This is a genomic window from Streptomyces sp. NPDC016845, assembly GCF_044332585.1.
Lineage (GTDB): Bacteria > Actinomycetota > Actinomycetes > Streptomycetales > Streptomycetaceae > Streptomyces.
This window is the reverse complement of the sequence record NZ_JBIRPI010000004.1, coordinates 1-11658: the sequence shown is the minus strand read 5'-3', so window position 1 is coordinate 11658 and position 11658 is coordinate 1. Positions and strand designations below refer to the sequence as shown.

Genomic DNA, 11658 nt, shown 5'->3' with positions numbered 1-11658 from the left:
GTTCACCCCCTCCCGCGGCGTTCCTGCTCGATGCGCATCTGTTTGGTGAAGCGCCGCCACAGGTCACGGCTGAGCGCGTCCATGTCGATGGCGGGCCGGTCCGCCCGCGTGGCGGGCTGGTGCGGGCGTGGGGCCGTCGACGGCGTGGTGGGCTCGGCCGGCAGGGTGCGGTGCACCAGCGGGGCCGGGTGGTGAGGCGGCGCCGGGACTGTCGCCGACGAGGCGGGTCCGGTAGGGGAGAGGCGGCCGGGCGCGGCGACGGGAGAGCGGTCCAGGCTCAAGGGACGAATTAGGGTGAGGGCCCAGCCTGTTGGGGGGTGGGTGGCCAAGGTGGTGAGCGGGGACTGTGACGGGGCGCGGGTCCGAGGTGGGTCGGCAGCGGGGCTGCGCGGTGGGTGTGTGAGACGGAGATGGGCGCTCCACGCTTGTCGTGCACGGTGTGTTGTGGCGGGGGTGTTGCCCGGCTGTTCCCGGGGGTGGGCCGGGGCGACTGTCACGGGGGTCGGGCGGGGCAGTCGTGGTGTCCGGCCCGATTCGCTGTCGGCGGTGGCGGGTGGCGGGTGATGGGGCGCGGTGGTCCAGGAGTTCCGTACCAGTGGACTGCTGCGAACCGCTGTCAGGGCCGGTGCCGGTAAGGCCGACGAGGCGCCGGTACGGGAACGTCCACGTTCGAGCGCGTCGAGGGTGTCGCCGAGCCGGCCTGGTTGGGTGAGGGGCCGGTGTCGGCGCGGGGCCGCACCTGGCGGTGTGGGATCGGTCGGGGAGGGGCGCCTGGCCGCCGGGGCGGGGAGACGGATCGGATTCCGCAGACGACGCATGGTGAGGTTCGAGCCCGTCGGAGGATGGGTGGCCAGGGTGGTAAGCGGGGTTTGCGACAGGGCGCGCTTTTTAGGTGGGTCGACAGCGGGACTGCCAGGTGGGTGCGTGGGGGAAGTACGCGTGCTCCTCGCTTGCTGTGCGTGGTGCGTGGTGGCCGGGGTGTTGCTCGGCTGTTTCCGGGGGCCGGCCGGGAGAACGGTCCAGGGGGCCAAGCCGGGCAGTCGTGGTGTCGAGCCCGATTCGCCGTCGGCGGTCGCGGGGCGCGGGTGGTGCGGTGTGGCGGTTCGGAAGGTTTGCATTGCTCCCCACCGCGTGCTTGCCGCTGTTCGACGGGCTGGCGGGGCGCTGGCGGGGAGCGGCCCACGGCGGGCCAAGGCTTCCGGCCGGGGCGGAGCGGGCAGAGCGGCCGTGAGGCGCGGCCGGCCCGTGAGTATGCGCCGATGCAAGGCCTGCGGTGAGCGCGGAGCGGGCGGAGTCGGCAGCGTGGTCGGTGAATCCGGGGTGGCCGAGGGTGCCAGGGTGAGCTGGGGCCATGCGGCGGACGACGCACGTGCCGCCGCTCGTCGCGACACGCGCGTGGCGGGCGGTCGCAGGCTTGGAGCGCCGGACGTCTGCGCATGACGGGACCGGGCTCGGGTCGCCGTGGTGAGCTGCCGGAACGGGACCGCGACGGTGCGTCGCACGACGTGGAGCGAGGGACCGGGCGCCGGGTTGCCGGGCAGCGGGCCTCGCCCCGTACTCCGCAAGCCCGGAGGGCCGATCGCGGCCGACGGCTGGATCGGCCGGAGCACCTCTGTGATCTGCTCGGTCAGTTGCAGCCGGAGAGTGAACCGCACGGTCATCTTGACCTTGGCGCCGTCGGCGCAACGGTGGGCCGGCGCGGGTGCCGGCGCGGTGCGGAAGATCAGTGCGAGTGGGCGATGGCCGCGCCGACGGCGGGAGGTGACGCGGGGCGTGCCGGTGGGGACCCGCATGGGTGCGGGGCGCAGCGGCAGTCGGCTGATGGTCATTGGCGGGTGATCCCCCGGTGGACCAGCTCGACCGACTCGGTGGCCACGGCGTCGGCGAGGGCGTCGAGTTCGGCGCCGACCCACCGGGCCGGGTACGCGTCGAGGCAGATCCACCGCCACGCCTCGGCGCGGTTGTCGTCGAGCAGGATCACCGAGACCGTGCGGCGTTGGACGCCGCCACCGATCACCTGCTGGTGCCAGTCCCAGAGCGTGGTGTCGGCCAGGCCCCGCTTGAGCACCAGCGGCGGGTAGGTGGTGACGCCGGCGATCTGGTGTTCGAAGTCGTTCACGCCGCCCTCCCGATAGGGCTCGGTCCGGGTCTGCCGTTCGATGCCGGTGATGGTCTGGAAACCGGCGACGGTGGTGCCGTCGGCCTCCACGACGAAGCGGAACCCGCGGTACGGGTCGGCACGGACCATCGCTCACCTGACCCCGATGTCGAAGAGGCCGACTTCAGCGCCGTTGAGCCGCCGATTGATCTGCGAGATCTCCTCGCACCACTGCCGCCGTTGCCGGTGCTCCAGCGACATCAGCTCGGCGTGCGGCCAGTGGAAGTGGTAGGCGATGAAGGCCATCTCCGCGTAGAGCTGATCGACCGGGTACGCCCTCATCGGGCGTCGCCCACCAGCGGGAAATCCGGCACCACGCCCGGGGCGGCGTCATCGTCGTTGAGCGATTCGTAGAGTTTCTGCAGGTAACTGAGGTCGCTGGCGAACAGGCCCTCGATCACTTTGGTGTTCACATCGGGCAGCGCCCCGAGCCTGGTGATCACCCTGGCCAGTACGATGATGGTCAGGTAGGCCGGGTTCTGCTGCACCCGCGGATCCTTCAGCGGCAGGATCTCGTCAGCCCCGGTGGCCAGTCGCATCACGCCGTCGGTGTGCAGCCCGCCATCCTGGTCCAGATAGCCCTTGGGCAGGGTGAAGTTGACTTCCGTGGAGAACATGGGACACCCCTTCTACGGGAGGATGCGTCTGCTACGCGATGCGCCGGATTCCCTCGTTGCACAGTTCGAGGGTGTCGATGGCCACCTCGTTGCCGGTGCCGTTGAGGTCGGTCGGGTCGTACTTGCACGGCCAGGCCCGGGTGATCTCGAAAGCCGCGCGGTCCTGACCGGCCTCGTCACGGATGTGGATGACGACGGTCTTGCGGATGTCGTCGAGAGGTGTGGCGCCCTGGGCGACCTCCTGATGCCAGTCGGCCAACTCCATGGAGTCGGTGATGCCCCACTTGCACGTGATGTTGGCGTACTTGACCAGACCGTTGAGCTTGCGCACGGTCGGAATCTCGTCGCCCTCGCGGTACTCGATCGGGTCGTTCGACAGGTCGCCGATGGTGACCTCGGAGAAGCCGGCCTGGGAGAGCCCGTCGATCTCCAGGGAGAAGCGGAAGTTGCGGAGCGGATCCGGGCGGGTCACGACTTGGCCTCCTGAGTCTTCTGGAAGATTCGGAAGATGACGAACTCCGCCGGGCGGACCGGTGCGACACCGATCTCGATCACCAGCATGCCGTTGAGAATCTCCTGCTCGGTCATGGTCTCCCGGCCGACGGCCACGGAGAACGCCTCCTCCTCCTTGTCGCCGAAGAGCGCGCCCTCGCGCCACTGGCTGCGCAGGAACAACGTGACGGTCTGTTTGACGCGGGCCCAGAGCCGGGTGTCGTTGGGTTCGAAGACGACCCACTGGGTGGAGTTGTAGATCGACGCCTCGAGGAAGATGAACAGACGCCGGACGCTGACGTACTTCCACAGCGGGTCGCTGGACATGGTGCGTGCGCCCCAGACCCGGATGCCACGGCCGGGGAAGCGGCGTATGGCGTTGGCACCCTGCGGGTTGAGCACCTCCTGGGTGCGCTGGTTGATGTCGTATTCGAGGTCGATCGCACCGGCGATGACCTCGTTGGCCGGAGACTTGAAGACGCCACGGGTGTTGTCGGTGCGGGCGTAGATGCCGCAGACCGCGCCGCCGGGCGGAATCTTCTTGCGCATGCCGCTGCGCGGATCGCTCACGTAGATCCACGGATAGTAGAAGGCGCCGTACCGCGAGTCGGTGACCTGGTCACGGGGGGCGATGGCCTGGGCCGACGCCTGATCGGGCAGCGCGTCGACCACGGCGATCCGGAACCGGTTGCGTTCGCAGTGCGCGACGACCAGGTTCGCGGTGGTGTAGTCGCAGCCGGGGGCGTAGACGATGGCCACCGAGCGGAACTGGTCCAGGTCGAGCGCGGCCAGGCCGGTGGGCCGGGTGGGGTCGGGGTCGCCCTCGAAGTCCGGTGGGACGAGGGCGTCGCCCGCACTGCCGCCGTCGAGGCGCTCGGCGGCCGGCTGCGGGAGCGCCGCGCCCTCCGGCGCCGCCACCTCGACCAGCACAGAGTTAAAGTTGTTGATCCGTTTGGCGAAGTAGGACGGGGAGGCCGGGTCGACGCTGAGGTCGTCGAAGTCCTCCGAGACGGTGGGCAGCACCTGGGCGGTGTCGATGCTGTCGGCGTCGCCCGGGACGTTGCGCGGGTCGGCCCAGTAGTCCAGGCGCAGTCGGAACCCGATCGGGTCGCCGTTGCCGTCGCGGGTGGTGCCGGCCAGAATCCGGACCCACACCTGGTTGTAGGACTCGCCGGGGCCGAGCGCGGTGATGGTGATGTCGCCGAGAACCCGCTCGGCGGTGCCGGCGTCGGCGCCGGTGACACGGGTGATGAAACAACGGCGGCCACCGTTGTCGAAGAACGTCTTCACCGCGTACGGCATGTACTTGCCCGGGTGGAAGATGTCGCCGAAATAGCGGACGAACTCGCCGTAACTCGTGACCAGTCGCGGCAGCCGGGGTCCGCGGAGGGTCTCACCGAGGAAGGCCGCGGTGCTGGTGGCGACGCCTTCGATGGGCCGGGGGCCGCGTTCGATCTCCTCGATGTAGACACCTGGCGCCAGGTACTCGGGCATGTCACTCCTCCTCTCCGTCGGGCGTCTGGCTCTGCGGCTCGTCCGGTGGGGAAACCGGTGGCGAAGGCGGCGTGTGATCCTCCGGCAGCGACGTCTTCCCCAGTTGGTCGCGCAGCCGGGTCTCGCCGTTCTTGATGTGGTCGTCGAGAGCGGCCTTTGCGTCGGTGTACGCCACTTTCGCGTCGGCGACAGCGCGTTCCTTCCCGACCAGTTCCGCTTCGGCCTCGCCCTGGTCGTCGAGCGCCTCGAGCAGCCTGTCCTGCAGCCCGGCCGGCTCGATGACCTCGGGCTCGGCGTTCAGCCGGTCGGTGAAGTCGCGGATGAGCAGCAGGTAGGCGAGGGCGTACTGGCGTTCGTTGCCGATCTTCTCGATCTCGTCGCGGCTCGACTTGAGCGTCGTGTGTCGGGCGGTGACCGAGGCGGCAAGCTTTCTGTACTGTCCGGCCAGGTCGGTCTTCTCCTTGACGGCGATCTTGGCCGCGTCCCGGACGTCTTCGGCGGTCCGCAACTCGTCGGCCTTCGCCTCGGCCGCCAGACGCAGTTCGTGCCGCTTGGTGTCCAGGGCGGCGCTCCCCTTCCGTACCTCGTCGGCAACCGAATTCAGCAGGTCCTCCAGAGCTGTCTTCTCGGTCCTGCGGAATTCCTCGAAGGACCGCTGGTTGCGCAGCAGGTCCGGATGGGCGGCCTCATAGGTCTTCTGGTTAGCGTCGATCTCCCGTTGGGCAGCGCGCAGGGCGGCCAGCCGGGTCTCGGTGTCGGTGACCTTGTCGTCCGCGGTCGCCTTGGTCCTGCGATCCTCGGCAGCCTGCCTCGTCAGCTCGTCGATCTTCGAGTCGATGACGGTGGTCTCGGGATCCGTCACGGCCGGGCTCTCCTTCCGATCTTGTGGGTGAACGCCGGGAGGGTGTCACCGTCCAGGTCGATGTCGGCCGAGAAGGTGTGCGTCCGGCCGTGTTCCAGGTCGACGAGCAGGGCCCGGGCCCTCTCGAAGCGCAAGTGGGTGCGCACCGGGGCGGGCTCGCCCATCGCGAGCTCGGTGATGCCGACAGCGAGGGCGAACTCCCCGCGCTCGTCCGTGATGGCCGGGAACTGTCGGCCGGCGACGTCGGCCGGCGGCTCGGCGGTCACCGTGAGGCCGGCCGCGGGCACCCGGACGCCGGAGGCGCCCCCGGAGCGGATCACGGTGCCGCGGACCAGCACGGAGACATCGCCGAAGTCGGCGTCCGGCCGCCGCTGCAGCGCCTCGACCCGCAGGCGGCCGTCGCGCGAGGGCCGGAACGTGATCAGGTCCGGATCCCGGTATCCGGCCCGTGCGGCCGTGACCCGGAACGTCACATCCTCGTCGGCCGGGTGGTTGAGCAGCACGAACAGGCCGCTGCGGTTGCGGATCGTGCGGACCGGGCGGGGTGCGCGCCGGTTCGAGTCCCACAGTTGTACCTCGACGTCGTGCAGTACGGTCCGGCGCGTCAGGCCGTCGATGAGGTGGACCACGGCGGTCACCACGTCGACGCGGTCCCGGTCGAAGACGATGTCGTTCATGGCAGCACCGGTCCTGGCTGCATCGGGCCCTGCCGGTCGGTGCGCCTGACCACCGGCGCGCCGGTGACCGGCGGGTCGACCTCCACCGTCACCGGGCTGACGAGATAGACCATCGAGGTCCGGTACGAGGTCTGGGGAAACAGCCCCCACACCCTGCTCAGCTCCTCCATCGAGTACGGCTCGACGGTTATCCGGGCGTCCTCGACGAAGGGCCGTTCATGGAGCGCTCTGACGGCCTGCCCGAGGGTCACCAGTTCGTCCGGGTCGGCATTGCCGTTGCCGCCGACTCCCGCCGTCCGGAACACCGACAGCAGGTACCGCAGGTCCAGCGGCAGCGCCTCGGCCTCGACCAACGGGCCGTCCGGGTCGCCGGCGGGGGACACGTAGCGGGGCTCGTTGCGCATCGTCTGGTTGGCGGCGACGTGGAAGAGGAACAGGCACAGCTTGCGGGTGCCGACGTCCTCGGCGACGGGCGGGCCGATGTACACCTCGTCGGTGCCGATCACCGCGGCGAGCCGGGCCTGTAGCACGCGCGTCACCCGGTTGATGGCGGTAGCGGTCATGAGGGCACCGCCGGTTGCCTCGCGAGGTCCCGTTCGGCGCTCAGCATGCCCATCTTGTGCAGTTCGCGGCGGGTGGCGATGAGGACCGAGTCGGGGCTGATCGGGCCACCGCCGGACGCGGCGAGGAACGCGGCGTGCAGCGCGATGCTCTGAATGCTGCCGCCGGGGATCGGCAGGCGGTTGGCCAGCGAGCGGACATCGAGACCGGGGGCGAGCGGCGCGTCGCCGGGGATCGCCTTGCGCCAGATGCTGCGGCGCTCGGCGGCGTCGGGCATGGTGAAGTCCACGACGAACCGCAGTCGGCGCACGAACGCGCCGTCGATGTTCTGCTTCACATTGCTGGTCAGGATCGCCAGGCCGCGAAAGGATTCCATCCGTTGCAGCAGGTAGGCGACCTCGACGTTGGCGTGCCGGTCGTGCGCGTCCTTGATCTCGGTGCGCTTGCCGAACAGCGCGTCGGCCTCGTCGAAGAGCAGGACCGCCCCGGCCCGCTCGGCGGCGTCGAAAACGGCCTCCAGGTTCTTCTCGGTCTCGCCGATGTACTTCGAGATGGTCTTGGACAGGTCGACGTGGAACAGGTCGACGCCGAGTTCCCTGGCGATGATCTGCGCGGCCATCGTCTTGCCGGTGCCGCTGGGACCGGCGAACAGAGCGATCACGCCGTGCCCGTACGGCAGACGGCCCGCGAAGCCCCATTCGTGCAGGACCCGGCCGGCGTGCAGCACGTGCGCCGGGATCGCTTTCAGCAGGCCCTTGCGCTCCTCGGCGAGCACGATGTCGTTCCACCCGTACACCGGCTCGACCTGTCGGACACCCGGCGGAAGCCCGGTCCGCGACAGGTCCCGGGCAGCGCGTTGCACCTGGACGACTTGGGGTTCGCCGTCGACGTGGCGGGTGGTGGCCAGGATCCGTTCCATCTGCTCGGGGTCGATCAGGGAGGTCGCCGCGAGCCGACGGATGCCGGCAGGGCCGAGGTCCAGGCCCGCACGGGTGGTGGCGCCGCTCCACCAGCGGGCCCGTTGCGCGGTGGTGACGACGGGGGCGCGGAGCGGCAGGGCAGTGGGAAGGTCGCTGTCGGTTGCCACGAGCCGTATCGTCTCGGTGGCCGTGACCAGCCGGTGGTGCTCGGCCGGACCGGCTCCGAGCAGCATCAGGCCGCTGTCGGTGAGTCGGCTGAGCACCGACCAGTCGGCGACGGCGTCGTCTCGCGCCTCCACCGTCGCGAGGTCACCGATGATCAACGGTACGTCGATCGAGGTGGCCACCCTCTCGAACCAGCCGCCGGCGTCGTCCAGCCGGACCACGGTGTGCCGGCGCAGCCGTTCGGCCACGGCGGTCTCCTCCGCGGACAGCTCGATGTCACCGCCGGGCGGCCGGTAGCGAGCGCCGGTCGCCGCGGCGGCCTCGTCGGCCGACGGCGCCAGCAAGTGGGCGACTACCGCGCAGGCCGGGGCGATACCGGCGTCGACCGTGGGAGCGACGGTGGTGTCGGGACGCAGCAGACCGGCCCCGACCATTGAGGTGTACGCGGTGCGTCGCAGGTCCCAGGCGGTGGCGGGGTGCGGCATCAACTCGGCCAGCAGAGTCAGGCCAGGCCGACGGCGGTTCAGGTCGTCCTGCAGGACCCCGATCACCGTCGAGTACCGGCCGTCCAGCTCGGGCGCCAACACCATGAGCAGCAGCCGCAGTTCACTGTCGCGCAGCGCGAAGGTCTCGGCCACCCGGGCGATCCTCGCCGGCAGGGCGCTGCGGGTGCGGATCAGCATGTCGTCGGCTTCGGCCTGACGGGTCGCCACGTCAGCCGCGGCGTCCGGGGCGATGCCGAGCCTGCCGAGCGCGTCGCGCGGTGAGACCGACCAGCCGGGAACGCCGGAGGCCCCGGGCCCGACGCGGTGCAGCAGGCACCGCCCCAGGCTGAGGTCCAGCCAGGCGGTCAGCGGTGTCAGGGCCACCGAATCGACCGGCGGCGACGGCGGGTACATGCCGGAAAGAGTGAAGCGCGGGACCGGCCGGAGCCATGGGCCGTTGGATCCGGTGAGGGTTCAGCGCGGCAGGGCCTCGTACCAGGAGGCCGCGTCGGAGCGGCCGGTGAGGCGAAGTTTCTCCAGAATGTTGTGGACGTGGTTCTTGACCGTGGAGAGCTCGATGAACAGTCGTCGGCCGATCTCGCGGTTACTCAGTCCTTCGGCGAGCAGCCCGGCGATCTCCCGCTCTCGCGGAGTCAGCGGCTGGGCCGCCGTGACGCCGCGCCGCTCGTCACCGAGGGCGGCGAGCCGGCGGAAGAGCTGCCCGGTGATCGACGGAGAGCAGGCGACAACGCCTTCGACGACCTGGCGAAGCGTCTCGACGAGCCGGGCCGGATCGTCCTCGAGGGGCACGCACGCCGCCGCCCCGGCCTCCAGACAGGCGATGACGTCGCCGTCGCGTTCCTGCACACCGATCGCGACGGTCTTGATCCCGGGCAACCCGGTGGTCAAGGAGCGCAGCGAACCCACAGCATCGGCCGAGGCCACGTCGACCAGCACGATGTCCGGGCCCAGCCGACGGATCCTGGTGAGACCTGCGGCGTCCGCGCAGGCGTCACCCAGGACGACGACCTGCGGCCGGCCTGTCAGCACCTCTCGGATCGTCTCGCGGTGGAGCCGGACCGGACCGAGTATGGCTACCCGCATTGCTGCATCGTTGCCGTCCCGGGGCAGGCCCGCCATGGTCCGGCGGATCCAGAACCGGGACCAGGGTCGGTTCGTGCACGCGCAACTGCGCCGGGTCCGTTCAGGAAACTGTCCCGACCAGCATCTACGTGCAACAGCGTATTTCGTGACCCCGCGATGACTGGCCAGTATGAGGAAGGAGATATGTCCAGGATGGCAGGTCATGAACGTAGTGATCATTGCGGCAGTGCGCCTCTACCGGGACGGTCTGGCCGACGTCCTGCGGCAACACGGAACGATCACGGTGGCCGGGACAGCTGCCAGCGGACCGGCCGGCGTCGAGTGCGTCCAGCGCTGCCGGCCAGATCTTGTCCTGGTCGACACATCGACCCCGGGCGGCGCCGATATTCTGGCGGATTTGCGGGCGGTGGCCCCGGGAACGCGCGTGGTCGTGCTGGGCGTGGTGGAGACCGCAGCCGAGATCCTGCAGTGCGTCGAGGCCGGTGCGGTCGGTTACGTGCCGCGCGACGGGTCACTCACCGACCTCATCGCAACACTGGAGCGCGCCGGGAAGGGCGAGGCTGTGTGCCCGCCGGACATTCTGGCCGAATTGCTGCGCCGGGTCACCGAACTCACCGGCGGCGGCCCCTTCACCACCGACGGCAGTGATCAGCTCACCAGCCGCGAGCTGCAGGTGGTCCGCCTGATCGAGAACGGGCTCACCAACAAGGAGATCGCCGACCGGCTCTCGATGGCTGTGCCGACGGTCAAGAACCACATTCACAACGTCTTCGACAAGCTGCAGATCCGCCGCCGTGCCGAGGCCGCCGCCTGGGCCCGCCGTCACTACCAACGGGAACGGACCTGAACCCCGTTCTGAACCTGCTGCACCATGGTGGAACGTCCCCCCGACGCGGACACTGCGGAGACACTTCCGGGCAGAACAGGACTGGCGTGCGACAGGTGACCGTTCTCCTCGACCTTCAGGGCGTCCTCGGTGGCGTGGTGGGAGCGCTGTTGGCGGACGCGTACGGTCCCGGTGCCGTACGGAAGGTGCCCCCCGGCGTGCCGCTCGACGAGGCGGTTGCCGGTGCGGGCGTGCTGATCACCTCCTTCGGCGGCGAGGCGGAGCCGGCCTGCGTGCCCCCGTCGCTGCTCCGTCTGTTGCTCGACCATCCGCACCTGCGGGTCCTGGTGGTCGAAGGGGACGGCCGCACAGGTTCGCTATGGCAGCTGCGCCCGCGTCGGATCGCCCTCGGTGAGCTTTCGCCGCACCAGCTCATTCAAGCCGTCGGTGAGCACCCGCCGGAGAGATGAGTGAGGTGCGTCGAGCTATGTGACGCATACGTTCTGAGTAGTCGTCGTGGCGGGCGGCCTGTCCTCGGCGGCGGCACGGGCCGCAACAGCTCGGGACGCGCACGTACGCGGCTGAGCACGACCCCCGACCCCACCTGACTCACCACCCGACAACACCCCGACAAGCTCAGTAACGGTAGTTCGTTAAATCCGGTGGTCGTCTGGGTTGACGGCGGTGCGGGTTGGCCGTAGGCCGGTAGCAGGTGTCAACTGCTCTGCTGGGAGCCGATGATGACTGCTCGCCGTCCGTGTCCGCCTGCGCCGGGGCCGTTGGAGGAGTACGCGGCCCGGTTCGACGACCTCTTCTTCAGCCTGGCTCAGCGGCGGGGTTTTCGCGAGTATCTGACCGGGCTGCTGGCGCCGCGGGAGCGGAACAAGACGATCACGTGCCTGGCAGGGGCTGAGCCGGTGGCCGGTGCGGGGATGCCGGGAGTGCAGCGACTGCAGTTCTTCCTGTCCGAATCTCCATGGGAGGCCGAGCAGATCAACGACCGGCGGCTTGAACTGCTGCACGAGCAAGCGGCAACCGCTCCGCACGACGGCGGGGTCATCGTGATTGACGACTCCGGGGACCGCAAGGACGGCACGGCAACTGCCAACGTGGGTCGGCAGTGGCTGGGCCGGCTGGGCAAGACCGACAACGGCATCGTCACGGTGACCACGGTGTGGACCGACGGGCGTGTCTACTACCCGCTGCACGCACAGCCGTACACGCCCGCACATCACTTCACTCGCGGCCGGTCCGATCCGGCCTTCCGCACGAAACCGCAGATCTCCGCCGCTCTCAC

The 11658-nt window shown here is 69.9% G+C and carries 14 protein-coding genes; 3 read left to right on the top strand and 11 right to left on the bottom strand.

Annotated features, from left to right (window positions below):
• Positions 1 to 2: 2 nt before the first annotated feature.
• The 11 genes from ACH4RC_RS13255 to ACH4RC_RS13205 all read right to left on the bottom strand — a co-directional run bounded on the left by ACH4RC_RS13255 (position 3) and on the right by ACH4RC_RS13205 (position 9535).
• On the bottom strand, positions 3 to 281 hold the full coding sequence (locus ACH4RC_RS13255; RefSeq protein WP_398199268.1) for a hypothetical protein: 279 nt from the start codon (positions 279 to 281) through the stop codon (positions 3 to 5).
• A 1544-nt stretch (positions 282 to 1825) separates the two neighbouring features.
• Positions 1826 to 2248: a phage tail protein gene (locus tag ACH4RC_RS13250; RefSeq protein ID WP_398199266.1), complete on the bottom strand. Its 423-nt coding sequence runs from the start codon at positions 2246 to 2248 to the stop codon at positions 1826 to 1828.
• 3 nt (positions 2249 to 2251) lie between these two features.
• A complete protein-coding gene (locus ACH4RC_RS13245) occupies positions 2252 to 2440 on the bottom strand; it encodes a DUF6760 family protein (protein ID WP_398199264.1) in 189 nt (62 codons plus the stop codon).
• Positions 2437 to 2775 (bottom strand): hypothetical protein, encoded by a 339-nt coding sequence (locus ACH4RC_RS13240; protein ID WP_398199261.1) that lies wholly within the window; start codon positions 2773 to 2775, stop codon positions 2437 to 2439. The genes ACH4RC_RS13245 and ACH4RC_RS13240 overlap by 4 nt, the downstream gene beginning before the upstream one ends.
• A gap of 31 nt (positions 2776 to 2806) precedes the next feature.
• Positions 2807 to 3247 (bottom strand): phage tail protein, encoded by a 441-nt coding sequence (locus ACH4RC_RS13235; protein WP_398199259.1) that lies wholly within the window; start codon positions 3245 to 3247, stop codon positions 2807 to 2809.
• Entirely contained in the window at positions 3244 to 4761 is a 1518-nt protein-coding gene (locus ACH4RC_RS13230; RefSeq protein ID WP_398199257.1) for a phage tail sheath family protein, read from the bottom strand. Before ACH4RC_RS13230 ends, ACH4RC_RS13235 begins: the two co-directional genes overlap by 4 nt.
• Before the next feature lies 1 nt (position 4762).
• The gene (locus ACH4RC_RS13225) at positions 4763 to 5623 is read right to left on the bottom strand and encodes a hypothetical protein (protein ID WP_398199254.1); all 861 of its coding nucleotides are present in this window, start codon (positions 5621 to 5623) and stop codon (positions 4763 to 4765) included.
• Positions 5620 to 6300 carry a hypothetical protein gene (locus ACH4RC_RS13220; protein WP_398199251.1) on the bottom strand — a complete coding sequence of 227 codons (681 nt, stop codon included), beginning with the start codon at positions 6298 to 6300 and terminating at the stop codon, positions 5620 to 5622. Before ACH4RC_RS13220 ends, ACH4RC_RS13225 begins: the two co-directional genes overlap by 4 nt.
• Entirely contained in the window at positions 6297 to 6863 is a 567-nt protein-coding gene (locus tag ACH4RC_RS13215; protein WP_398199249.1) for a DUF4255 domain-containing protein, read from the bottom strand. The genes ACH4RC_RS13220 and ACH4RC_RS13215 overlap by 4 nt, the downstream gene beginning before the upstream one ends.
• Positions 6860 to 8845: an ATP-binding protein gene (locus ACH4RC_RS13210; protein ID WP_398199246.1), complete on the bottom strand. Its 1986-nt coding sequence runs from the start codon at positions 8843 to 8845 to the stop codon at positions 6860 to 6862. Before ACH4RC_RS13210 ends, ACH4RC_RS13215 begins: the two co-directional genes overlap by 4 nt.
• Positions 8846 to 8905: 60 nt before the next feature.
• Entirely contained in the window at positions 8906 to 9535 is a 630-nt protein-coding gene (locus ACH4RC_RS13205) for a LuxR C-terminal-related transcriptional regulator (protein ID WP_398199243.1), read from the bottom strand.
• A gap of 202 nt (positions 9536 to 9737) precedes the next feature.
• On the opposite strand from ACH4RC_RS13205, the gene ACH4RC_RS13200 reads away from it, so the two are divergent.
• The 3 genes from ACH4RC_RS13200 to ACH4RC_RS13190 all read left to right on the top strand — a co-directional run.
• On the top strand, positions 9738 to 10382 hold the full coding sequence (locus ACH4RC_RS13200; protein WP_398199241.1) for a LuxR C-terminal-related transcriptional regulator: 645 nt from the start codon (positions 9738 to 9740) through the stop codon (positions 10380 to 10382).
• A gap of 86 nt (positions 10383 to 10468) precedes the next feature.
• Positions 10469 to 10831 carry a hypothetical protein gene (locus tag ACH4RC_RS13195; RefSeq protein ID WP_398199238.1) on the top strand — a complete coding sequence of 121 codons (363 nt, stop codon included), beginning with the start codon at positions 10469 to 10471 and terminating at the stop codon, positions 10829 to 10831.
• Positions 10832 to 11140: 309 nt separating this feature from the next.
• Positions 11141 to 11658, top strand: a 518-nt coding sequence (locus tag ACH4RC_RS13190; protein WP_398199236.1) for a transposase, incomplete at its 3' end; no start/stop codon positions are given.

Bases quoted from the DNA above. Each gene is read 5' to 3' on its own strand.
- ACH4RC_RS13200 (WP_398199241.1), top strand. From the start codon at position 9,738: ATGAACGTAGTGATCATTGCGGCAGTGCGCCTCTACCGGGACGGTCTG.
- ACH4RC_RS13245 (WP_398199264.1), bottom strand. From the start codon at position 2,440: ATGAGGGCGTACCCGGTCGATCAGCTCTACGCGGAGATGGCCTTCATC.
- ACH4RC_RS13250 (WP_398199266.1), bottom strand. From the start codon at position 2,248: ATGGTCCGTGCCGACCCGTACCGCGGGTTCCGCTTCGTCGTGGAGGCC.
- ACH4RC_RS13240 (WP_398199261.1), bottom strand. From the start codon at position 2,775: ATGTTCTCCACGGAAGTCAACTTCACCCTGCCCAAGGGCTATCTGGAC.
- ACH4RC_RS13205 (WP_398199243.1), bottom strand. From the start codon at position 9,535: ATGCGGGTAGCCATACTCGGTCCGGTCCGGCTCCACCGCGAGACGATC.
- ACH4RC_RS13230 (WP_398199257.1), bottom strand. From the start codon at position 4,761: ATGCCCGAGTACCTGGCGCCAGGTGTCTACATCGAGGAGATCGAACGC.
- ACH4RC_RS13210 (WP_398199246.1), bottom strand. From the start codon at position 8,845: ATGTACCCGCCGTCGCCGCCGGTCGATTCGGTGGCCCTGACACCGCTG.
- ACH4RC_RS13220 (WP_398199251.1), bottom strand. From the start codon at position 6,300: ATGAACGACATCGTCTTCGACCGGGACCGCGTCGACGTGGTGACCGCC.
- ACH4RC_RS13215 (WP_398199249.1), bottom strand. From the start codon at position 6,863: ATGACCGCTACCGCCATCAACCGGGTGACGCGCGTGCTACAGGCCCGG.